The 19,930-nt window shown below is 59.1% G+C and carries 24 protein-coding genes and 1 riboswitch; of the genes, 11 read left to right on the top strand and 13 right to left on the bottom strand.

Features of this window, described 5'->3' with window-relative positions; genetic code table 11:
* Window positions 1–4: 4 nt before the first annotated feature.
* The 4 genes from JJD74_RS17615 to JJD74_RS17600 all read right to left on the bottom strand — a co-directional run bounded on the left by JJD74_RS17615 (window position 5) and on the right by JJD74_RS17600 (window position 3,309).
* Window positions 5–946, bottom strand: coding sequence for a MerR family transcriptional regulator (locus JJD74_RS17615; RefSeq protein ID WP_042561038.1), 942 nt, complete (start codon window positions 944–946; stop codon window positions 5–7).
* Window positions 946–1,908, bottom strand: coding sequence for a YbgA family protein (locus JJD74_RS17610; RefSeq protein ID WP_042561037.1), 963 nt, complete (start codon window positions 1,906–1,908; stop codon window positions 946–948). The genes JJD74_RS17615 and JJD74_RS17610 overlap by 1 nt, the downstream gene beginning before the upstream one ends.
* A gap of 199 nt (window positions 1,909–2,107) precedes the next feature.
* Window positions 2,108–2,326, bottom strand: coding sequence for a TIGR02450 family Trp-rich protein (locus JJD74_RS17605; protein ID WP_200616209.1), 219 nt, complete (start codon window positions 2,324–2,326; stop codon window positions 2,108–2,110).
* A complete protein-coding gene (locus JJD74_RS17600) occupies window positions 2,323–3,309 on the bottom strand; it encodes an NAD(P)/FAD-dependent oxidoreductase (protein ID WP_047303137.1) in 987 nt (328 codons plus the stop codon). The genes JJD74_RS17605 and JJD74_RS17600 overlap by 4 nt, the downstream gene beginning before the upstream one ends.
* A gap of 197 nt (window positions 3,310–3,506) precedes the next feature.
* Between JJD74_RS17600 and JJD74_RS17595 the strand changes: the two genes are divergently transcribed.
* Window positions 3,507–4,409, top strand: coding sequence for a TIGR01777 family oxidoreductase (locus tag JJD74_RS17595; protein ID WP_200616205.1), 903 nt, complete (start codon window positions 3,507–3,509; stop codon window positions 4,407–4,409).
* A gap of 13 nt (window positions 4,410–4,422) precedes the next feature.
* Window positions 4,423–5,448 (top strand): ferrochelatase, encoded by a 1,026-nt coding sequence (gene hemH, locus JJD74_RS17590; protein ID WP_200616202.1) that lies wholly within the window; start codon window positions 4,423–4,425, stop codon window positions 5,446–5,448.
* 119 nt (window positions 5,449–5,567) lie between these two features.
* Here hemH and JJD74_RS17585 read toward each other — a convergent pair whose 3' ends face one another.
* Complete coding sequence (locus JJD74_RS17585; protein ID WP_042561032.1) at window positions 5,568–6,842, bottom strand: uracil-xanthine permease family protein; 1,275 nt, start codon at window positions 6,840–6,842, stop codon at window positions 5,568–5,570.
* 2 nt (window positions 6,843–6,844) lie between these two features.
* Window positions 6,845–7,483: a uracil phosphoribosyltransferase gene (upp, locus tag JJD74_RS17580; RefSeq protein ID WP_042561031.1), complete on the bottom strand. Its 639-nt coding sequence runs from the start codon at window positions 7,481–7,483 to the stop codon at window positions 6,845–6,847.
* Window positions 7,484–7,661: 178 nt separating this feature from the next.
* Between upp and JJD74_RS17575 the strand changes: the two genes are divergently transcribed.
* The 3 genes from JJD74_RS17575 (at window position 7,662) to JJD74_RS17565 (ending at window position 9,183) form a co-directional block, all read left to right on the top strand.
* Entirely contained in the window at window positions 7,662–8,219 is a 558-nt protein-coding gene (locus JJD74_RS17575; RefSeq protein WP_042561030.1) for a hypoxanthine-guanine phosphoribosyltransferase, read from the top strand.
* Window positions 8,220–8,352: 133 nt separating this feature from the next.
* Entirely contained in the window at window positions 8,353–8,832 is a 480-nt protein-coding gene (locus JJD74_RS17570) for a hypothetical protein (protein ID WP_200616198.1), read from the top strand.
* 63 nt (window positions 8,833–8,895) lie between these two features.
* Entirely contained in the window at window positions 8,896–9,183 is a 288-nt protein-coding gene (locus JJD74_RS17565) for a PA4642 family protein (protein ID WP_042561028.1), read from the top strand.
* Between the two features lie 143 nt (window positions 9,184–9,326).
* On the opposite strand, the gene mqo is transcribed toward JJD74_RS17565, so the two are convergent.
* Both mqo and JJD74_RS17555 read right to left on the bottom strand, forming a co-directional pair.
* Window positions 9,327–10,835, bottom strand: coding sequence for a malate dehydrogenase (quinone) (mqo, locus tag JJD74_RS17560; RefSeq protein WP_042561027.1), 1,509 nt, complete (start codon window positions 10,833–10,835; stop codon window positions 9,327–9,329).
* 709 nt (window positions 10,836–11,544) lie between these two features.
* Entirely contained in the window at window positions 11,545–11,778 is a 234-nt protein-coding gene (locus tag JJD74_RS17555) for a hypothetical protein (RefSeq protein WP_042561026.1), read from the bottom strand.
* Between the two features lie 205 nt (window positions 11,779–11,983).
* On the opposite strand from JJD74_RS17555, the gene JJD74_RS17550 reads away from it, so the two are divergent.
* Window positions 11,984–12,568, top strand: a complete 585-nt coding sequence (locus JJD74_RS17550; RefSeq protein ID WP_007912832.1) for a YajG family lipoprotein — start codon at window positions 11,984–11,986, stop codon at window positions 12,566–12,568.
* Window positions 12,569–12,755: 187 nt separating this feature from the next.
* Here JJD74_RS17550 and JJD74_RS17545 read toward each other — a convergent pair whose 3' ends face one another.
* A complete protein-coding gene (locus JJD74_RS17545; RefSeq protein ID WP_008083982.1) occupies window positions 12,756–12,962 on the bottom strand; it encodes a hypothetical protein in 207 nt (68 codons plus the stop codon).
* 191 nt (window positions 12,963–13,153) lie between these two features.
* Between JJD74_RS17545 and JJD74_RS17540 the strand changes: the two genes are divergently transcribed.
* Complete coding sequence (locus JJD74_RS17540; protein ID WP_042561025.1) at window positions 13,154–13,432, top strand: hypothetical protein; 279 nt, start codon at window positions 13,154–13,156, stop codon at window positions 13,430–13,432.
* Between the two features lie 91 nt (window positions 13,433–13,523).
* On the opposite strand, the gene JJD74_RS17535 is transcribed toward JJD74_RS17540, so the two are convergent.
* On the bottom strand, window positions 13,524–14,687 hold the full coding sequence (locus JJD74_RS17535; RefSeq protein ID WP_200616194.1) for a 1-acyl-sn-glycerol-3-phosphate acyltransferase: 1,164 nt from the start codon (window positions 14,685–14,687) through the stop codon (window positions 13,524–13,526).
* Between the two features lie 142 nt (window positions 14,688–14,829).
* Between JJD74_RS17535 and JJD74_RS17530 the strand changes: the two genes are divergently transcribed.
* From JJD74_RS17530 to JJD74_RS17515, 4 genes are all read left to right on the top strand, one after another.
* Window positions 14,830–15,012, top strand: coding sequence for a CPXCG motif-containing cysteine-rich protein (locus JJD74_RS17530; protein ID WP_042561023.1), 183 nt, complete (start codon window positions 14,830–14,832; stop codon window positions 15,010–15,012).
* Between the two features lie 9 nt (window positions 15,013–15,021).
* On the top strand, window positions 15,022–15,282 hold the full coding sequence (locus JJD74_RS17525) for a putative signal transducing protein (protein WP_200616191.1): 261 nt from the start codon (window positions 15,022–15,024) through the stop codon (window positions 15,280–15,282).
* Window positions 15,283–15,319: 37 nt separating this feature from the next.
* The gene (locus JJD74_RS17520) at window positions 15,320–15,943 is read left to right on the top strand and encodes an SOS response-associated peptidase (RefSeq protein WP_042561021.1); all 624 of its coding nucleotides are present in this window, start codon (window positions 15,320–15,322) and stop codon (window positions 15,941–15,943) included.
* 153 nt (window positions 15,944–16,096) lie between these two features.
* Window positions 16,097–16,915 (top strand): M48 family metallopeptidase, encoded by an 819-nt coding sequence (locus JJD74_RS17515; RefSeq protein ID WP_042561020.1) that lies wholly within the window; start codon window positions 16,097–16,099, stop codon window positions 16,913–16,915.
* Between the two features lie 148 nt (window positions 16,916–17,063).
* On the opposite strand, the gene JJD74_RS17510 is transcribed toward JJD74_RS17515, so the two are convergent.
* The 3 genes from JJD74_RS17510 to JJD74_RS17500 all read right to left on the bottom strand — a co-directional run bounded on the left by JJD74_RS17510 (window position 17,064) and on the right by JJD74_RS17500 (window position 19,896).
* Window positions 17,064–17,648 (bottom strand): TMEM165/GDT1 family protein, encoded by a 585-nt coding sequence (locus tag JJD74_RS17510; RefSeq protein ID WP_042561019.1) that lies wholly within the window; start codon window positions 17,646–17,648, stop codon window positions 17,064–17,066.
* Window positions 17,649–17,736: 88 nt separating this feature from the next.
* Window positions 17,737–17,861: riboswitch (yybP-ykoY riboswitch) on the bottom strand.
* 39 nt (window positions 17,862–17,900) lie between these two features.
* Window positions 17,901–18,899 (bottom strand): class I SAM-dependent methyltransferase, encoded by a 999-nt coding sequence (locus JJD74_RS17505; protein WP_042561018.1) that lies wholly within the window; start codon window positions 18,897–18,899, stop codon window positions 17,901–17,903.
* A 31-nt stretch (window positions 18,900–18,930) separates the two neighbouring features.
* Entirely contained in the window at window positions 18,931–19,896 is a 966-nt protein-coding gene (locus tag JJD74_RS17500) for a 2-hydroxyacid dehydrogenase (RefSeq protein WP_200616188.1), read from the bottom strand.
* Window positions 19,897–19,930 lie beyond the last annotated feature (34 nt).

Here is a 19,930-nt window from a genome sequence, read left to right as displayed (position 1 = left end):
TCCATTAAATCAGCCCACGCTGAACGAGAGCCTGATGTGCTGAAAGTGGATCTTCAGCCAGGTACAAATCAGCAGTTTCCAAGGTTTTTGCGGACAACTCGGCCTGGTGGATGCAAACCGTTGGTCCGACGATTATTTTCGGGCAAGTGACGCCAGCCAAAAGTTTTGGCAACTGCGCAAGCTGCATGGCTTTGCTGGAATACAGCAGTACGCCGCGGGCTTGCAGGTGTTCGACCGCCAGTGCCAGCTCTCCGGACGGCAGTGGCCAGTCAAACACCTGCACCGGGCAATCAGCGCTGCTGACCAGCCACGCGCACAGCCACAGATGAGGTTCCAGTGACAGGTCGGAATGATTGATCAGCAACAGTGGCGCGGTGTGCAATTGACGATTGTTATGGTAGATGCGCGCGCCAAATTTGCTGCGTAACCACGAATAAAAAAATACCCGTTCCATCTGCGCGCCGAACTGGCCCTGCCAGCGCTGTTCAAGTTCAGCCAGCAGCGGCACCAGCAACTGCTCACACAGCGTGCGCGGGGGATACAGCGCCATGACTTGATTGATGCTGTCGTCGATGGTCCGTTCATTGAGTTGCGTAACGGCCATGAGCAGGGTCTGGCGCAAGCGTTGCCAATCGTTTTCCACCGACTCGCCGAGGTCTTGCGCAGTGTCGAGAAGCGGCTTGACCTGGCTGACCGCGACGCCACGGTTGAGCCAGGTGAGGATCGTCAGGATGCGTTGCACGTGCTCGGCCGAATACAGCCGATGCCCCTTGGGCGTGCGTTGCGGGACGATCAGACCATAGCGCCGTTCCCACGCCCGCAGCGTGATCGCATTGACGCCGGTTTGCCGCGCCACTTCGCGGATCGGCAACCAGCCATCGTCGAGGGCTTTCTTGAAATCGGCGCCGAGGTCTTCCTGGGCGCTGGTGTCGGGGCTCACGTTCATCAAATCAAGTTTCGCAGGCTGAGATTTTCCGGGTGCGGTTGCAAGTAAACCTGTTGCGCAATGTACGGATCGGGATGTTGGCGAAAGTGATGCTTGAGCAGGGTCAGCGGCACCACGAGCGGGACGATGCCCAACCGATATTGGCCGATCACATGCACCATCTCCTGCTTGTCTTCGGCGCTGATTGCCTGTTTCAAGTAGCCGGTGATGTGCTGCAGAACATTGCTATGGGTGCCGCGGGTCGCACATTTTTTTAGCGCTGCCATCAATTCGCTGAAGTAACGCGGGCCAAGTTCGGCAGGGTCGCTCTGCGCCATGTTGCCCAGCAACTTGCCTAGCGCCTTGTATTGGAGCGGGTTGTGCGCCATCAGCTGGTATTTGTAGCGTGAGTGGAATTCGGTGAGCACACGGCGGCTCAGGCCTTGGGCAAGCACTTGCTGCCAGGCGCTGTAGGCGAGAACCCGGGTGATGAAGTTTTCACGCAGCACCGGATCATTCAGGCGTCCGGCTTCTTCCACCGGCAAGTCCGGGTGCCGTGCACAGAAGGCCTGTGCGTAGATGCCCCGGCCACCGCCATTCACCGGCGCGCCGTTATCGTGATAGACCTTGACCCGTTCCAGACCGCAGGAAGGTGATTGCTGCATGAAGATGTAGCCGCAGATGTCATTGAGCTCGCCGGCCATTTTCTCGCCGTACTCGGCCAGAGGCGCGGTAACGTTGATCGAGGGATTGACAGTGCCGACGGCTTGCGGGCTTTGCGGATCGCCAACCAGACGGATCGGTTCGCGGGGGATGCCCATGCCGATGGCGACTTCCGGGCACAGCGGCACGAATTCGAAATGTTCAGCGAGGGTGCGGCTGCACAGGCGTGATTCCTTGTGACCGCCGTTAAAGCGAACCTCGGCGCCCATCAGGCAGGCACTGATGGCGATCTTCGGCCGGGACATGGAAAGGTCTGACATGGATACCTCTCGAATCTATACCTGTACAGAGATTGATCTCTGTACAACATTTCCTAAGCATAGATTCATAGCTGTACAAGTCAAATCATTTGTATAAGTTTTTCTGTAGGCGCTGCCGAAGGCTGCGATCTCTTGATCCTGTCTTTGATTTGGGAGTTTTGAGAAGCAAAGATCAAAAGATCGCAGCCTTCGGCAGCTCCTACATGAGCCAGCCGATTTTCCATTGGGCGTTGTTTTGTAAAGCATGCCAATCGAATCGTTCGACGCGCTTGGTCAGCACCGCCTGGAACTCGACTTCGAGCACCGTGCCCTCTTCATCGCAAATCAGCTCAGTCACCAGGAAATGTTTTTCACGGTTTTGCGGGTGGGCTGCTGTCCATTTCGACAGCAGCAATTTGCGTGGGTTGATGCGATTCATTGCAAGTGCTCATGCAAGCGGCGGGCAGCTTCCTGGCCGCTGAGCCAGGCACCTTCGACGCGTCCGGACAGACACCAGTCGCCGCAGGCATACAGGCCCAGATCAGCATCCGCCAGCGTGCCCCATTCGTGGCCCGTCGCCGGGCGTGCATAGAGCCAGCGATGGGCAAGACTGAAGGTCGGTGCGGGCATCGCGCTGTGCAGCAATTCGGCGAACGCGCCGTGTAGTTGCTCGATCACCGCTTCCTTGGGCAGGTCGATGTGCTGTCGACTCCAGGCGCTGGTGGCGTGCAGTACCCAAGTGTCGAGGGTGTTGTCGCGCCCCGGTTTACTGCGATTGCGCGCCAGCCAGTCGAGGGGGCTGTCCTGCACGAAGCAACCCTCGATCGGAGTATCCAGCGGCGTATCGAAGGCGAGGGCGACGGCCCAGGTCGGGTCCATTTTTACCCCGGCGGCGGCACCGGCGAGTTTCGGCGCGGCGGCCAGCAGCGCGGTAGCTTGCGGTGCCGGCGTGGCGATCACGACATGACTGAATGGGCCGTGGGTGAAGCCTTCGGCGTCTTGCAGATGCCAATGTTCTTCGCCGCGATAGACCTCGGTAATCCGACAGGCAAATTGCACCTCCAGCCCCTCGAGCAAGCCGCGGGTGATGGCGCTCATCCGCGGCGCACCGACCCAGCGGGTCTGCTCGTCCGGCGACAGATTCAGTTGCCCGCCCTGGAAGGTGTAGAGCTGCGGTGTCCACTCGGCGACCCAGCCCTGACTTTGCCAGCGCTGTACCTCGGTGACAAAACGCCGATCGCGGGCGGTGAAATATTGCGCGCCCAGATCCAGCGAACCGGCGTCGCTGCGTTTGCTCGACATACGTCCGCCGCTGCCGCGACTTTTATCGAACAATTGGACGGTGTGCCCAGTCTCCGTAAGAGCCTGAGCCGCCGAGAGTCCGGCGATGCCGGTGCCGATGATTGCGATAGGTACAGTCATAGGGGCCTCGTTTACCTTTCTGTACAGACTACGCCGTCGTTGAAACCTGTACAATTTTGTTTTTTGGTATAACTTCTAGCGTTCTCGTTCTGGCAGCTTGGCCTATGGTTAAACAATAGAACCTGCCCGATAGAAAAGATCCCTGCTTTTAAAAATAGACTAGTGATCCGGGTAAAACGCCACGCGAGGAAGATGTCATGCACATATTGCTGACCGGCGGTACTGGTTTGATCGGGCGTCAACTCTGTCGACACTGGTCGGGGCAGGGGCATCACCTGACGGTTTGGAGTCGACGCCCGGAAGAGGTCGCGAAAATCTGCGGGGCGCAGGTGCGCGGCATTGCAAGGCTGGAAGAGCTTGGCGAAGAACCCCTCGACGCAATCATCAATCTTGCTGGCGCGCCGATTGCCGACCGACTGTGGACCCATCGACGTAAAGCGTTGCTGTGGAGCAGCCGCATCACGCTCACGGAAACCTTGTTGGCGTGGCTGGAAAAACGCGCGCAGAAACCGGCGCTGCTGATTTCGGGTTCGGCCATCGGCTGGTACGGCGACGGTGGTGAGCGCGAGTTGACCGAAGACTCACCGCCAGTAATCGACGATTTCGCCAGTCAGTTGTGCGTTGCCTGGGAGGAGACTGCCCAGCGCGCAGAGGCGTTGGGCATTCGCGTGGTGCTGGTGCGAACCGGTCTGGTGCTGTCGGCCGAGGGCGGCTTTTTGTCGCGGCTGTTGCTGCCGTTCAAACTTGGATTGGGCGGGCCTCTGGGCAATGGCCGGCAGTGGATGCCTTGGATTCATATCGACGACCAAATCGCCCTGATTGATTTTCTTCTGCATCGTGATGAGGCCAGTGGTCCTTATAATGCGTGCGCGCCAAAACCTGTGCGCAATCGCGAATTTGCCAAGACGCTGGGCAGTGTTTTACATCGTCCGGCGTTCATGCCAATGCCGGCCCTGGCACTGAAGGTCGGTCTTGGCGAGTTGTCATTGCTGTTGCTGGGTGGCCAACGGGCCACGCCGGCACGCTTGCTGGAAGCGGGATTCAGTTTCCAGTTCACGGATTTACGCGCGGCTCTGGATGATCTCTCCAGCCGCCTCTGAAATAGGACGTTGCATGACCGATCACGCCTTGCTTCTGGTCAACCTGGGTTCCCCGGCCTCCACCTCGGTGGCCGATGTACGCCGCTACCTCAATCAATTTCTGATGGATCCGTACGTGATCGACCTGCCGTGGCCGGTGCGGCGTTTGCTGGTGTCGCTGATCCTGATCAAGCGCCCCGAGCAATCCGCGCACGCCTACGCCTCGATCTGGTGGGAGGAGGGTTCGCCGCTGGTGGTGCTCAGCCGTCGCTTGCAAGAGCAGATGAAGGCGCAGTGGAAGCATGGCCCGGTCGACCTGGCGATGCGTTACGGCGAGCCTTCAGTTGAAACGTGCCTGACAAGGCTGGTCGCGGCAGGGCACAAGCGCATCACGCTGGCGCCGCTTTATCCACAGTTCGCCGACAGTACGACGACCACGGTGATCGAAGAGGCCCGGCGTGTAATCCGTGCCAAGAACCTCGATGTGCAGTTGTCGATCCTGCAACCGTTTTACGATCAGCCGGAATACCTCGACGCGCTGGTCGCCAGCGCCAGGCCGCATTTGCAGCAGGACTATGACCACCTGCTGCTGAGCTTCCATGGTTTGCCGGAGCGGCATCTGACCAAGCTTGATCCGACCGGGCAGCATTGTTTCAAGAACGAAGACTGCTGCAAGAACGCATCCCCAGCGGTTTTGGCTACCTGCTATCGCGCGCAATGCCTGCGCACGGCGGCACTGTTCGCCGAGCGCATGGGGCTGGCGGACGGCAAATGGTCGGTGTCGTTTCAGTCGCGATTGGGTCGTGCCAAATGGATCGAGCCGTACACCGAAGCGCGGCTGGATGAGTTGGCGAAAAGCGGTGTGAAGAAGCTTCTGGTGATGTGCCCGGCGTTTGTGGCCGATTGCATCGAGACGCTGGAAGAGATCGGTGATCGCGGCAAGGAGCAGTTCCGCGAAGCGGGGGGCGAGGAGTTGGTGCTGGTGCCGTGCCTGAATGACGACCCGCAATGGGCGAAGGCGTTGGCCACTCTTTGCGAAAGAGCGCCGTTGGCCCTTTAAAGCCAAAAGCTTCGCGAGCAGGCTCGCTCCCACATTTGATCTTCAGTGCGCTGAAGAACCCCTGTGGGAGAGAGCCTGCTCGCGAAAGCTATCTGTCAGGCAATAAACATCTTGAAGCCTTAGATCAGCGGCTCATCCGGCTTCTTGTTCTTCCAGCCATCATTGCCCGGCAGCAGCAGGTTCAGCGCAATCGCCACCACCGCGCACAGCGCGATGCCTTTGAGGCCGAAGTCGTCCGGACCGGTGCCAGTGCCAACCAGCACACCGCCAATCCCGAACACCAACGTGACCGAAACAATCACCAGATTGCGTGCTTCGCCCAGATCGATCTTGTGGCGGATCAGGGTGTTCATGCCCACTGCCGCGATCGAACCAAACAACAGGCACAGAATCCCGCCCATCACCGGTACCGGGATGCTTTGCAGCAGCGCGCCGAACTTGCCGACAAACGCCAGGCTGATGGCGAAGATCGCCGCCCAGGTCATGATTTTCGGGTTGTAGTTCTTGGTCAGCATCACTGCGCCAGTCACTTCGGCGTAGGTGGTGTTAGGCGGGCCGCCGAACATCCCGGCTGCGGTGGTGGCGATGCCGTCACCGAGCAGAGTGCGATGCAGGCCCGGCTTCTTCAGATAGTCACGACCGGTCACGCTACCGACTGCAATCACGCCGCCGATGTGTTCAATCGCCGGGGCCAATGCCACTGGAACGATGAACAGAATCGCCTGCCAGTTGAACTCCGGCGCGGTGAAGTGCGGGATCGCGAACCACGGTGCTGCGGCAATTTTCGCGGTATCGACCACACCGAAATAGAACGCCATGGCGAATCCGACCAGCACGCCGGAAATGATCGGCACCAGACGGAAAATGCCTTTGCCGAACACTGCCACGATCAACGTGGTCAGCAGCGCTGGCATCGAGATCATCATTGCAGTCTGGTAATGGATCAGTTCGGAACCGTCGCCAGCCTTGCCCATCGCCATGTTCGCGGCAATCGGCGCCATGGCCAGGCCGATGGAGATGATCACCGGGCCGATGACCACTGGCGGCAGCAGACGGTCGATGAAACCGGTGCCTTTGATCTTCACGGCCAGGCCAAGAAAGGTGTAGACGAAACCGGCCGCCATCACGCCGCCCATGGTCGCGGCCAGGCCGAACTGGCCCTTGGCGAGAATGATCGGGGTGATGAAAGCGAAGCTGGACGCCAGGAACACCGGCACCTGACGGCCAGTGACGATCTGGAACAGAATCGTCCCAAGACCTGCGGTAAACAGTGCCACGTTCGGGTCAAGGCCCGTGATCAGCGGCATCAGCACCAAAGCGCCGAAAGCCACGAACAGCATCTGGGCGCCGGACAGCACCGTGCGCCAGAGCGGATCGTTGAACTCTTGTTGCATGGTCACGCGTCCTTCTGCTTGGTGCCGAAGATCTTGTCACCGGCATCGCCAAGCCCTGGGATGATGTAACCGTGTTCGTTCAAACGTTCGTCAATCGAGGCGGTGTAGATGGTCACGTCCGGGTGAGCCTTTTCTACAGCGGCAATGCCTTCCGGCGCTGCAACCAGCACCATCGCGCGGATTTCCTTGCAGCCAGCCTTTTTCAGCAGGTCGATGGTTGCAACCATCGAGCTGCCGGTGGCGAGCATCGGGTCGATGATCATCGCCAGACGTTCGTCGATTTCCGGAACCAGTTTTTCCAGATAGGTGTGGGCTTGCAGGGTTTCTTCGTTGCGGGCAACACCCACAGCGCTGACCTTGGCACCCGGGATCAGGCTGAGCACGCCTTCGAGCATGCCGATGCCGGCACGCAGGATTGGCACGACAGTGATCTTCTTGCCGGCGATTTTCTCGACCGACACGGTGCCGCACCAACCTTCGATATCGTAGGTTTCCAGCGGCAGGTCTTTAGTAGCTTCGTAGGTCAGCAGCGCACCGACTTCCTGAGCGAGCTCGCGGAAATTCTTGGTGCTGATGTCTGCGCGGCGCATAAGGCCAAGTTTGTGACGGATCAGCGGATGGCGGATCTCTTGGATGGACATGGGGAAAGGCTCCGGCGGCGGGCAAAAAAACCGGCCTAGATTAATCTATCCGAGGGTGATGTCCTATAGGACATAGAGTACGTTAGTCCATAAAGGCTTGATTCAGCCGTGCGAGATGCGTACCTTTGCCCGCTTTTCGCGACTATACCCCCCTTCAACCACCCCCCCGGAGAGCGCCATGTCCGCTGATCTCGAGCATATCCGTCAAATCATGCGAGAGGCTGACTGCCTGTACACCGAGTCTGAAGTCGAGGCCGCCATTGCCCGCGTCGGTGCACAAATCAACGAAACACTGGCCGAGAGCAACCCGGTGGTGTTCTGCGTGATGAACGGCGGGCTGATTTTTTCCGGCAAGCTGCTGACTCATCTGCATTTCCCGCTGGAAGCGTCCTACCTGCACGCGACCCGTTATCGCAACGAAACCAGCGGCGGCGATCTGTTCTGGAAGGCCAAGCCAGAAGTCTCGTTCCTTGACCGTGACGTGCTGATCATCGACGACATCCTCGATGAAGGTCACACCCTTGGCGCGATCATCGATTACTGCAAACACGCCGGCGCGCGCAAAGTGCACACCGCCGTGCTGATCGACAAGGATCACGACCGCAAGGCACGTCCTGACCTGAAAGCAGACTTCGTCGGCCTGCCGTGCATCGACCGTTACATCTTCGGTTACGGCATGGACTACAAAGGCTACTGGCGTAACGCCAACGGGATCTTTGCCGTTAAAGGCATGTAAGCAAGATCAAAAGATCGCAACGTTCCGCAGCCCCTGCAAGGGATTGATTACACCCTGTAGGAGCTGCGGAACGCTGCGATCTTTTGCTTTTAATCCCATGCTAGAGTGCTCGGCCCCGCCTCCGGAGCCTGCCATGCACCTCTTGATTCGCAGCCTTGCCGCCCTGTTGCTCACCCTTAGCCTGCCTTTGTCCGCCGCGCCGATGCACAGCCAGTTCCTGCCGCCGGACGATTTGACCCTGCGCGATGCCGAGCCCGAACATCAGCAACTGATGCAGGTCACGGACTATTCGGTGGTGGTCGGCGCGCAACGTCAGTCCAATCAGCAGCCGATTCCGGTCACCTCGCCACTGATGATCCGCCTCAAGGGCAAATCCCTGAGCAAAGGCGCGACAATCACTCAGGTGCTGGTCAGCTTCGATGGCGAAAGCAAAAGCCTGAAAAAACCGCTCTATGACGACAAAAGCAAAACCCTGACACTGTTTTATCCGCTGGCTCAATACCGTGTGGTGATCGATCTGCTGCGCAACGACACCGTCTATGTGCAATTCCTCAGTTACGCCAACGGCCATATCTGGGCCGATTTGCACACCGGCAGCGTGCGTGCGCGTTGAGCCGAGCGGCAGGGCAGGGGTAAACTGCCCGCCCCGTGTCATGTCTGCGAGCTGGAGTCGGCAATGCGTAAAGATAAGAAACAAGTGATTGGTGACGAGATCGGCGATGAGCAGATCAAGCTGTTCCTCGATTTTGAACCGGTCGACGCTACTTCGCCGTCGTTGCACAAACTGATCAAGGCTTACCGTGGTCTGCGAATCGACGATTTCGAACGGTTTCTGACGTTCTTTGTGGCGGCTGGGTACGACGTCGATGGCAAGGACGAGCAGGGCCAGACGTTTGTTGATCAGATCCGCGATCAACGCAACGCGCCGGAATACATCGAGCTGATCGACAAGGCTCGCGGTTAAGGTCTAAAGACAAGATCAGCTCCTACAGAGGATTAGTGTTCACCCTGTAGGAACTGCCGAAGGCTGCGATCTTTTGCTTTTTGGCAGGCATAAAAAAACGCCCCGCACTCACTGAGCTGCGGGGCGTTTTTTATGCGGCACGATCAAGCGTAGCTTGGCGTCTCGCTGCTTTCTTCAACCAGTTCCAGGGCGATGTTGTTCTGCGTGTTGATCTTGCGATACAGCGCAGCATCGGTTTCCAGAACCTTTTCGCGGGCCGGGAAGATTTCCGCCAGTTTGCCAGCCCACTCGCCGGACGCTTTGCCCGGGAAGCACTTCTCGATCAGTTCCAGCATGATCGAAACGGTCACCGATGCACCTGGCGATGCGCCGAGCAGGGCCGCAAGGGAACCATCCTTGGCCGCGACCAGTTCGGTACCGAATTGCAGGATGCCGCCCTTTTTCGGGTCTTTCTTGATGATCTGTACCCGTTGGCCGGCCACTTCCAGGCGCCAGTCTTCGGCTTTCGCCTCCGGGTAGAAACGGCGCAGGGAATCCAGACGCTGTTCCATCGACTGCATCACTTCGCTGACCAGGTACTTGGTCAGGTCCATGTTGTTTTTTGCCACCGCCAGCATCGGCCCGATATTGCCGGCGCGAACCGACAGCGGCAGGTCCATGAACGAACCATGCTTGAGGAATTTGGTGGTGAAACCGGCGTATGGCCCGAACAGCAGGGATTTCTTGCCATCGACCACGCGGGTGTCCAGGTGCGGCACCGACATCGGTGGCGAACCTACGGCAGCCTGGCTGTAAACCTTGGCCTGGTGCTGTTTGACAACTTGCGGGTTGTCGCAACGCAGCCACTGGCCGCTGATCGGGAAGCCGCCGAAACCTTTGCTTTCTTCGATGCCCGAAGCCTGCAGCAATGGCAGGGCCGCGCCACCGGCGCCGAGGAAGACGAATTTGGCATCGACTTCACGGCTGCTGCCGCTGTTGACGTCCTTGATGCTGACGGTCCAGCCGCTGCCGTTACGCTTGAGGCCGGTGACGCGCTTGCAGTATTTGACCTGGGCGTCGGGAGCGCTGGTCAGGTGCTTGAGCAACTGATTCGTCAGGGCGCCGAAGTTGACGTCGGTGCCGTTCATCACGCGGGTCGCGGCGAGCACTTCGTCCGGCGAGCGGCCCGGCATCATCAGCGGCATCCACTCGGCCATCTTGGCCTTGTCCTCGGTGTACTCCATGTCGGCGAAGGCGTGGTGCTTGCTCAGCACATCGAAGCGTGACTTGAGGAAGGACACGCCACTGTCGCCCTGCACGAAACTCAGGTGCGGCACCGGGCTGATGAAGGATTTGCACGAGCCGAAGGTGCCTTTTTTGGTCAGGTACGACCAGAACTGCTTGGACACTTCGAACTGGGTATTGATGTGCACGGCTTTCTTGATATCGACGCTGCCGTCGGCCGCTTGCGGCGTGTAATTCAGCTCGCACAGGCCTGCGTGGCCGGTACCGGCGTTGTTCCACGGGTTGGAACTCTCCGCAGCACCGGAGTCCATCAGCTCGACAACTTCCAGTTTGATCGCCGGATCGAGCTCTTTGAGCAGCACTGCAAGGGTGGCACTCATGATGCCGGCCCCAACCAGTACTACATCGACTGCTTCGTTATGCGCCATTTAACGCGTCTCCAAAATCTGCAGCACCAAATTGTCGGCATGGCTGCCAGGCATTCAGGGACAGGTCAATTATGTCCCGGCTATCCGTGGTCAGGTTCGCCATGTCCGAATCTTCGCAATTTTTCGCAACTTTGACGGATGCGTGCGGCGTGGCTTCCAGAGCTCCATGAACTCATTTCAGCGCCCGGCTGGCAATTCGACTTATGGTCGAGACATCCGTTTTTGTGCAACCAAATCCGTAGCGGACAGGCTTCAGGCTCCGGTATTCGAGGTATACCCGGTCCTGTGTCGTTGGGCTGTTTCAGACGCTAATGGTGCATGTTCAGACGCAAAACTATTCATTTGCTCGCCACACTCTTGTGAAGTTGTGAAAACCCGTTTTTTTCACGCTCTTTTGAAGACGTGAACCTCAAAAAAGGGCTGTCCAAGCCTGGCACCCTGCCCGCAAAGGCAAAACAACGCGGTGGCCGAGCGTCATGACAGCTCTGCAGATTCGCGAAAAGCGGGGGTTTTGCCGGAAGAACAGGCAAGCGCGCCAACTTCACTCGATCTGTGTGGGCGACTCTCTGTGGGCGATTTTGGATGCCAACGCAAGCGCATTGACGGTGTTGCGGGGCCCGATCAGGAGACGTCCTTATAATCGGGGGGAGATTGTATCGAAGAAATGCGCGGAGTTGGTCGAGTTTAATGACTTTTATTAGGCATCCGGTCAGATGCTCAACTGCACCTGCGCCCGTGCGCGCATTTGACGCGGTACGACCCGGGCGCTGGCGGGCAGCGGCTGGTTCAACCAGGTAAGGCGGATTTCTTCTATTTCCACCCAGCCATCGCCCATCGGCTGCAGGCTGCACTGCTTGAAGGCCTGACAGTGACCGTTGCGGTCGAGCAGGGCAAAGCTGCGATGCAGCGGGCGTGGCGCGAACAACGAGATCAGATAACGCATGGCCGAGCACCTGGTTGGAGGACTGATTTGAAGGATGCCGACCAGCCGTGACGTGTACATGTATGGCGGGTGAAGAATCTGTGACAGGAACCGCTTTCGACGGGGTTTGTCAGACATTTCAGTATTCATTGTGCGGCGCTGGTTACCCGCAGTGGCCCACCGCTATACTGCCGGCCTGTTTGTGCCTGATTCTGGAGAGAAAAGCATGTTGCAACGCCTGTTGTTCGGTTTGATCACTGTGGCCGGTTTGACTCTGGCCGGCTGCGCCCACAGCCCGCAACAACTGAGTCCGGAACCGAAGCTGACCACGCAATTGCCTGCGGTCGGCCGTGGCCAGCCAGTCGTCGTGCGTGTGGTTGACGGTCGTCCGTCGCCAACTCTGGGCACCCGTGGCGGTCTGTATCCTGAGACCAGTGCCATTACTGTACAGCGCGAGCAGATCCTGCCGAAGTTGCAGGCTCAGGCTGAAGCCGCCGTGCGTTTGCTCGGGTTCACCCCGACCAACAACGCGCCCAACGCTCCGCAACTGACTGTGACCCTGGCCGAACTGAAGTATCAGTCGCCCAAAGAAGGCATGTACGTGACTGAGGCGACCATCGGCGCGACCTTCCGCTCTGACGTGCAGAACGCCAACCGTCGCTACAGCGGCCGTTACGGTGCTTCGCTGGACCAGCGCTTCGGCATGGCGCCGAACCAGGAAACCAATACCAAACTGGTCAGCGATGTGTTGAGCGATGCGCTGACGCGTTTGTTCAAGGATCCGACCGTGGGTCAGGTTCTGGCTGAATAAGCGGGTCGCCTGATGTGAAAAAGCCCGGGACCAGTGATGGTCCCGGGCTTTTTCATGCCTACGTCTCTACCTGCATAACCCCCATCCCTGTAGGAGCTGCCGAAGGCTGCGATCTTTTGATCTTGTTTTCAAACAGTCAAAATCAAAAGATCGCAGCCTGCGGCAGCTCCTACAGGGGGCGTATCGTTCAGGCAGCCTGCGAATAAAAATCGAGAACGCTAACTCCCGTCAGCAAATCCGTCTCGGGCAAATCCGCATGCTGATGCCCGCCCAGCGCGCAATACACCAGCCAATGGCGATCCTGAACATTGAAGGCGAGGCTGCCAACGAGACTTTGCTGCTCGTCGTAGGGGGTGATGAGGTACAGACGATCCTGGTTTTCAGCGTGAAGCATGACGCGTTCCATGTGTGTTTCGAGGCGCGCATGGTGGTGCATCCACATGACGAAGCCGTGACACAGGACAGCCATCGGTCGATTGCCGGGTTATTTGTCGTAAAGGAGAGGCGTCGGGGACAGGTTTCGGTAGAATCCTGGCGCGGTCGTCTGTCTGGCGTCTGCCACACTGATTAAGTTTGAGGTCTGTGATGTCGCTGCATTTGATGACGCTGTTTACCAACCATCCCGCCAAATTGATCAATCTGCTGGCGCTGCTGTTGGCGTTCCCCGGCAGTTGGCTGCTGCACGCGACCCGCCGCCGCGAACAACGCGCATCGGCCAGCATCGCCGCGCAGCGCCAGGCTCAGCCGAACGCTGAACCGATCCTCGATTGGTCGACGTTGCGCATGAACCGCTTTTTCTATCGCTTCGGTTTTGCCTGCCTGGGCTTGGCGCTGGTCATTTCCTGGATCAGCACCCAATTCTGAATTGAATGCAAAACCCTTCGCCACCGTCACGTGGTGTCAGGCAAAAAAACGGCGCCCGAGGGGCGCCGTTTTTGCGTCGGATCGAAGCCGCTTACAACGGCAACCCAGCCTTGACCCGATACTGGTTACGCACCGGCGTTGCATATTGCAGCACCAGATACGGACGATGCTCTTCAGGGCAAGCGTCCAGCCGTGACTGCCACTCTTCCTGCGCCTTGGCCAGCTCATCCGCCGGGAACACCTCGGCAGCTTTCGGCACATTCAGTTGCGGATCAGCATCGGCCCACTGCGCATACGCCAGGTAATGCACCGGGAACAACCGGTAGCCGCCGAGAATCTGCTTGTCCATTTCGACTGCCAATTGCTTGGTGTCTTCAAACAGCTCGGTAATGGGCGCGGCGAAGTTCACGTGCACCCGGCCCTTATAGCCGGTGATGCCCTTGGCAATGCTCACGTCATCTTCGCCCGACACTTTGCTGTAGGTGCCGGTGGTGGCGCGGATGTACAGCTCGCGGGCCTTGGCCTGGTCGCACGGATCGTATTCGTAGCTGATCGACACGGGGGTGACGTTCAGCGACTGAATCACTTCGCCGAACGGCTCGTCCTTGCGGCTCATGTGGAACATCTTGAGGATCGCCGACTCGGTGCGGTCGTCGCCATCCTTCGCCCGGCCTTCGGCCTGTGCAATCCAGATCGAGGCGCAATCATTGCGGATCGAGTAGTTGATGTACGCCGACAGCAACTGATACGCGGCCATTTTCTCGCGACGGCCGGTGATCGAGCGATGCACGATGAAACTCTTGTTCAGGCGCATCAGGTCGCTGACAAACGGCTTCTGCAACAGGTTGTCACCAATCGCGATACGCGGCGTCGGCAGGCCGGCGTGGTACACGGCGTAGTTGACGAAGGCCGGGTCCATGACGATGTCACGGTGGTTGGCGATGAACAGATACGCGCTGCCGGACTTGAATTGCTCGACCCCGGTGTAGGTCACGCCGTCGGTGGCGCGCTCGATGGTGTGGTCGACGTACGCCTCGATTTTGTCCTGCAAAGTTGCCACCGATGTCACGTCGGCAAACTCACGACGCAGCCGATGGGCTATAAGTGGTTTGAGCATCCAGCCGAAGGGACCGGCAAAACGCGGGAAGCGGAAGTGGGTGAGGATATCTAGAAACGCCTTGTCGCCGAGCAGTCTTGCCAGTACCACGGGTACTTCGCTGTCGTCGTAAGGTCGGATGGCATCGAATTCGCCCATCATGCTCTCTTGTTGGAAACGGCTAGGGTAAGTAAAGGTTTTGATCGAAAACCAACGGGGCACGGTCTGAAAAAATAGCCAGACAAAAATAGCCCTGCAAATAGACCGGCGATTATACGCACAAGTCACTTGGGAGACCGCGATGCTGGAAGCTGCACTGTATGAATGTCCTTATTGTGGGGAGCAGGTCGAGACGTCAGTGGACTTGTCCGGCGGCGATCAGACTTATATCGAGGACTGTCAGGTGTGTTGTCGCCCGATCACGTTTGTATTGCAGGTTCACGGTGAGGAATGGCATCTGGAAGTGTTCAGCGAAAACGAGTGAGGGGCGCCCATGCAGCGGATCTACGAACCGGAAAACCTGTTGGAAGGCGAAATGCTCAAGGGCATGCTCGCCAGCGAAGGTATCGAGGCGCATCTGGTGGGCCGGGATTTGCTCGGCGGCGCGGGCGAGTTGCCGATTTTCGGGTTGCTGGGGCTGTCGGTCGATAACGATCAGGCCCAATACGCCCTCGAACTGATCACCGCGTACAATGCCGCGCTGCCGCTGCCCGGCGACGAACCGGAGAGCTTCCTCGGTACGCTGGTCTGTTAGGCTGGCGTTCGTTTTATTTTTTGAGTCGTGTTGCCCCATGTGTGGACGTTATGCCCTGTTTCGCTGGAACCGCGACTTCGCGGCCCTGCCAGGTTTTCCTGCCGATCAACTGGCGCAGTGGAACATTTCCCCCAACGATTCGGTGTTGATGCTGCGTGCCGGCGAAGACGGCGAGCGCACGCTGGCCCGCGCCCGCTGGGGGCTGACGCCGCCGTGGTTGACGGACTTGTCACGCACTCCGGCGCATGCCCGCGCCGAAACCGTGGCCGAGCAACCGATGTTTCGCGAGGCGCTGCGTTTGCGTCGCTGCCTGCTGCCGGCCAACGGCTTTTATGAATGGCGCGGCACCCAGCGCAAGCGCCCTTACTGGCTGACGCCGGGCGAGGGGGCTTCGCTGTTTTTTGCGGCGATCTGGGAAGCGTACCCGGTGCAGGAGCAGGTGTGGTTGAGCACGGCGGTGATCACTCAATCAGCGGCCAGTCAGCGCCGGCCGTTGATTCTGGATGAGGCGGGGCAGGCTGCGTGGCTTGATCCCGCGACGCCGCTGCATGCCTTGCAAGCCTTGCTCGCCAGTGAACCGGCCGCGTTGCGCGAGCGGGTGTTGGCGAACATGGTCAATGATCCGAAACTCAATGGGCCGGAGTGTCTGACTCCGGGTTGAATCAAAAGCCTCTCACCCCAGCCCTCAGGGAGAGGGCTGGGGGGCTTTTGCTCTGCGGAATATATCTGAAAGTCGCTGCAATACGTCCGTTGTATCTGGCGCCAATACAATTACCCACCTACGATACGCGACAGGTTTTCAGGGAGCTTTTGAATGAACAAGACATTGGTTGTAAGTGCACTGAGCGCAGCGCTGTTGCTGGCCGGTTGTCAGTCGGTCAACACCACCAGCGGCGGCGCCGTGGGTGTGGAGCGCAAGCAATACATGTTCAGCATGCTGTCCTCGCAAGAGGTCGATCAGATGTATGCCCAGTCCTATCAGAAGACCGTGGGCGAGGCGTCGACCAAGGGTGTGCTGGACAAGACCAGCAGCGACGCCAAGCGGGTTCAGGCTATTTCCAGCCGTCTGATTGCCCAAGCACCGAATTTCCGCCCGGATTCGGCGCAGTGGAAGTGGGAAGTCAATCTGATCAAGAGCGACGAGCTCAACGCCAACTGCGGCCCTGGCGGCAAGATCATTTTCTACACCGGGCTGATCGACAAACTGAAACTCACCGACGATGAAATCGCCGCAATCATCGGCCATGAAATCGCCCACGCTCTGCGCGAGCATGGTCGTGAAGCGATGTCCAAGGCCTATGGCATTGAAATGGCCAAACAGGGCGCGGGCGCACTGCTCGGTCTTGGCCAGGACAGCCTGGCGCTGGCCGATACCGTGGCCAATTACGGCATGACCCTGCCTAACAGCCGCGCCAACGAAAACGAAGCCGACCTGATCGGCCTGGAGCTGGCCGCTCGCGCCGGCTACAACCCGAACGCCGCGATCACCCTGTGGAACAAGATGAGCAAGGCGTCGGAAGGTTCGCCGCCAGAGTTCATGAGTACACACCCGGCGTCGACCAGCCGGATTGCTTCGTTGCAGGCGGCGATTCCGAAGGTGATGCCGCTTTACGAAAAAGCTCCGAAGTCCTGATCATCTTTCAGCGAGGCTGATGATCCCTTCGCGAGCAGGCTCGCTCCCACAGGTTCGGTAGTGCTCACACAATCTGTGAGCGCCGTAAATCCCTGTGGGAGCGAGCCTGCTCGCGAAGACCGATGACACGGTCTATCGACTTGTGCCGTTAAACCCAGCCGCTGCTCTGCATCGCTTTGTAAACCGCAACGAGCGCCAGAATCAGGAATGCCGAGGCCGCCAGGCGTCGGATCAAGGTCAGCGGCAGTTTGTCCGCGGCAAAATTACCCGCCAGTACAACCGGCACGTTGGCAATCAGCATGCCCAATGTGGTGCCGATGATCACCAGCCACAACTCCGGATATTGCGCGGCGAGCATCACCGTCGCAACCTGGGTTTTGTCGCCCATTTCAGCAAGGAAGAACGCGATAAGCGTGGTCAGGAACGGCCCGAACTTGCGCGCGGTACTGGCTTCATCGTCATCCATTTTGTCCGGGACCAATGTCCACAGTGCAGTGGCTGCGAAGCTTGCGGCGAGAATCCAGTGCAACACGGAGTCGGAGAAGAAGCTGCCAAACCAGGCACCTACCGCACCGGCTGCTGCGTGGTTGGCCAGGGTCGCAGCAACGATGCCGGCAATGATCGGCCAGGGTTTGCGAAAGCGTGCGGCCAGAATCAGCGCGAGCAGTTGCGTCTTGTCGCCGATTTCGGCCAAGGCAACGATTGCGGTGGGAACGAGTAATGAGTCCAGCATCAGGATTTTCCTAAGGGGCGGGTCGACACGGCTATGACACGTACAGCCTTCCCGCCCCGGGTAAGGTGTGCGTGTCATAGGTCTTGTCAAACCCTGCGATCCGTCTGATGCGGACGCTTGGGTCGCATACGCCATGATCTGAGGATCAAGTATGTTGACGTATGCCGGACGAGCTTGGTGCTCGTGGGAGACTACTCCCCTAGGACGGAGCGGATTCTGCCTTCGCAAATCCGATAGAGCAAGAACAAATTTTCAGCCGCGCTTGGCCCGGTAAATCCGGAAACCGTTACCCTCAGCCTTGATCGCACAGATCCCGAGGTGCTCTTCAATCAGCGGTTGATACTTCAGGAAGCTATTGGCAACCAGGCGAAGTTCGCCACCGTTTTTCAGATGTTTGGCCGCTTTTCGCAGCAAGTTCTCGGTGGCGAAATAATCGGTATGGACGCCGACATGGAACGGCGGATTGCTCAGAATCGCGCTCAGGCCCATCGGTGCAGCATCGATACCGTCACCGGTCAGCACTTCAGCCTCCAGCCCGTTGGCTGCAAGCGTCAGACGGCTGCTGGCGGCGGCAAAAGCATCGACGTCGAGCAACGTGACCTGATTGTGCGGGTAGCGACGTTTTACCGCAGCCCCCAACACTCCAGCGCCACAGCCGAAATCCAGCAGGTGGCCGCTCGGCAGTTTGTCCAGATGCTCCAGCAACAGCGCGCTGCCGCGATCCAGTCGACCATGGCTGAACACGCCCGGCAGGCTGATGACTTTTAGCGGACCTTCGGCCAGCGGCAATTCATAGGTTTGTGCCAGGCTTTCCAGCGACTTCACTTCAGGGGCATTGGCTACCGTGACTTGCCAGAGCTGGCAGTGCCGCGCGCTGTCGAGCTTGCGCGGCTTGCCGAACGGGTTGAGTTGCTTGGACGCGCCTTCGATGCCGCTGCGTTTTTCCCCGACCAGAAATACTTCGCGCCCGGCCAGGCGCGCGGCCACGGCGTTGAGGATGTAGTCGGTCAAGTCCTTGGACTTGGGCAGGAACACCACGGCGCTGTCGAACTCGCGCTCGGGGATGTTCACGCCGAAATGGCTGCGGCCTTCGAAGCGCGCCTCCAGGGCGTTTTGATCACCGGCATGCCAGCACCAGCCAAACGCGTTGGGCAGGCGACCGAGCAAATCGTCGGCAGGCAAACCGGCCAACAACAGCGAACCCTGGAATAACTCGGGCTGACGAAGCAGTACTTCACTGCGCGGATCCATATCTGCTCCTCAAAAAAAGTGCCGCAGTTTATCAACTGACGACCCGCAGCGCCTTACCGCTGAAGAACGCTTCGGCGTTTTCGGTCAATTGACCGACGATGCGCTGCCGCGCCTCACGGCTGCCCCAGGCGTTGTGCGGCGTGACGATGAGACGCGGGATATCGGCGGCCAGCAGCGGATTGCCCTGAGTGGGCGGCTCGACACTCAGCACGTCAGTGGCGGCGCCACCTAGATGACCGGCGCGCAAGGCATCGGCCAGCGCCTGCTCATCGATCAGTCCGCCGCGGGCGGTGTTAATCACGAACGCGCCGGGTTTCATCGAAGCCAGTTCGCGAGCGCCGATGAAGTGGCGAGTGTGTTCGTTGAGCGGGCAGTGCAACGTCAGGGCGTCGATCTGCGGGAGCAATTCATCCAGCGGCAAACGATCCGCCCGGGCAGGGCGCCCTGGAATCTGTCCGAGCAATACGCGCATGCCGAACGCTTCGGCCAGTTGCGCGACGGCGCCGCCGAGTTCGCCATGACCGAGCAAGCCGAGGGTTTTGCCTTGCAGTTCGACAATCGGGTAGTCGAGCAGGCAGAACTGTTTCGCCTGCTGCCAGCGACCTTCATCGACGGCTTTTTGATAATCGGCCAGGCGGGTGGCGAGGTTGAGCAACAGCATGATGGTGTGTTGCGCCACCGATGGCGTGCCGTAACCCTGGCAGTTGCACACCGTGATGCCGTGGGCGCGAGCGGCCACCAGATCGACGTTGTTGGTGCCAGTGGCGGTGATCAGGATCAGTTTCAGGTCAGGGTTGGCGGCCATGGCGGCGGCGTCGATCAGGATCTTGTTGCTGATCGCCACGGTGGCACCTTGCAGGCGTTCGGCAACCTGTTCAGGCAATGTCTGAGCGAACAATTGCAAGTCGCTGAAGCAGGCGCGCAACGGGCTGAGGTCGAGATCGCCAAGATCCAGTGAAGGATGATCAAGGAATACGGCGCGGCGCGGGTTCGTCATCAACTGTACCTTTTGTGCTGTGAACGGAAGGCGT

The organism is Pseudomonas sp. MF6776 (assembly GCF_016613125.1).
Classification (GTDB): domain Bacteria; phylum Pseudomonadota; class Gammaproteobacteria; order Pseudomonadales; family Pseudomonadaceae; genus Aquipseudomonas; species Aquipseudomonas iridis.
This window is presented reverse-complemented; position numbering and strand designations above follow the sequence as displayed.

Bases quoted from the DNA above. Each gene is read 5' to 3' on its own strand.
- JJD74_RS17615 (WP_042561038.1), bottom strand. From the start codon at position 946: ATGAACGTGAGCCCCGACACCAGCGCCCAGGAAGACCTCGGCGCCGAT.
- JJD74_RS17610 (WP_042561037.1), bottom strand. From the start codon at position 1,908: ATGTCAGACCTTTCCATGTCCCGGCCGAAGATCGCCATCAGTGCCTGC.
- JJD74_RS17605 (WP_200616209.1), bottom strand. From the start codon at position 2,326: ATGAATCGCATCAACCCACGCAAATTGCTGCTGTCGAAATGGACAGCA.
- JJD74_RS17600 (WP_047303137.1), bottom strand. From the start codon at position 3,309: ATGACTGTACCTATCGCAATCATCGGCACCGGCATCGCCGGACTCTCG.
- JJD74_RS17595 (WP_200616205.1), top strand. From the start codon at position 3,507: ATGCACATATTGCTGACCGGCGGTACTGGTTTGATCGGGCGTCAACTC.
- hemH (WP_200616202.1), top strand. From the start codon at position 4,423: ATGACCGATCACGCCTTGCTTCTGGTCAACCTGGGTTCCCCGGCCTCC.
- JJD74_RS17585 (WP_042561032.1), bottom strand. From the start codon at position 6,842: ATGCAACAAGAGTTCAACGATCCGCTCTGGCGCACGGTGCTGTCCGGC.
- upp (WP_042561031.1), bottom strand. From the start codon at position 7,483: ATGTCCATCCAAGAGATCCGCCATCCGCTGATCCGTCACAAACTTGGC.
- JJD74_RS17575 (WP_042561030.1), top strand. From the start codon at position 7,662: ATGTCCGCTGATCTCGAGCATATCCGTCAAATCATGCGAGAGGCTGAC.
- JJD74_RS17570 (WP_200616198.1), top strand. From the start codon at position 8,353: ATGCACCTCTTGATTCGCAGCCTTGCCGCCCTGTTGCTCACCCTTAGC.
- JJD74_RS17565 (WP_042561028.1), top strand. From the start codon at position 8,896: ATGCGTAAAGATAAGAAACAAGTGATTGGTGACGAGATCGGCGATGAG.
- mqo (WP_042561027.1), bottom strand. From the start codon at position 10,835: ATGGCGCATAACGAAGCAGTCGATGTAGTACTGGTTGGGGCCGGCATC.
- JJD74_RS17555 (WP_042561026.1), bottom strand. From the start codon at position 11,778: ATGCGTTATCTGATCTCGTTGTTCGCGCCACGCCCGCTGCATCGCAGC.
- JJD74_RS17550 (WP_007912832.1), top strand. From the start codon at position 11,984: ATGTTGCAACGCCTGTTGTTCGGTTTGATCACTGTGGCCGGTTTGACT.
- JJD74_RS17545 (WP_008083982.1), bottom strand. From the start codon at position 12,962: ATGCTTCACGCTGAAAACCAGGATCGTCTGTACCTCATCACCCCCTAC.
- JJD74_RS17540 (WP_042561025.1), top strand. From the start codon at position 13,154: ATGTCGCTGCATTTGATGACGCTGTTTACCAACCATCCCGCCAAATTG.
- JJD74_RS17535 (WP_200616194.1), bottom strand. From the start codon at position 14,687: ATGGGCGAATTCGATGCCATCCGACCTTACGACGACAGCGAAGTACCC.
- JJD74_RS17530 (WP_042561023.1), top strand. From the start codon at position 14,830: ATGCTGGAAGCTGCACTGTATGAATGTCCTTATTGTGGGGAGCAGGTC.
- JJD74_RS17525 (WP_200616191.1), top strand. From the start codon at position 15,022: ATGCAGCGGATCTACGAACCGGAAAACCTGTTGGAAGGCGAAATGCTC.
- JJD74_RS17520 (WP_042561021.1), top strand. From the start codon at position 15,320: ATGTGTGGACGTTATGCCCTGTTTCGCTGGAACCGCGACTTCGCGGCC.
- JJD74_RS17515 (WP_042561020.1), top strand. From the start codon at position 16,097: ATGAACAAGACATTGGTTGTAAGTGCACTGAGCGCAGCGCTGTTGCTG.
- JJD74_RS17510 (WP_042561019.1), bottom strand. From the start codon at position 17,648: ATGCTGGACTCATTACTCGTTCCCACCGCAATCGTTGCCTTGGCCGAA.
- JJD74_RS17505 (WP_042561018.1), bottom strand. From the start codon at position 18,899: ATGGATCCGCGCAGTGAAGTACTGCTTCGTCAGCCCGAGTTATTCCAG.
- JJD74_RS17500 (WP_200616188.1), bottom strand. From the start codon at position 19,896: ATGACGAACCCGCGCCGCGCCGTATTCCTTGATCATCCTTCACTGGAT.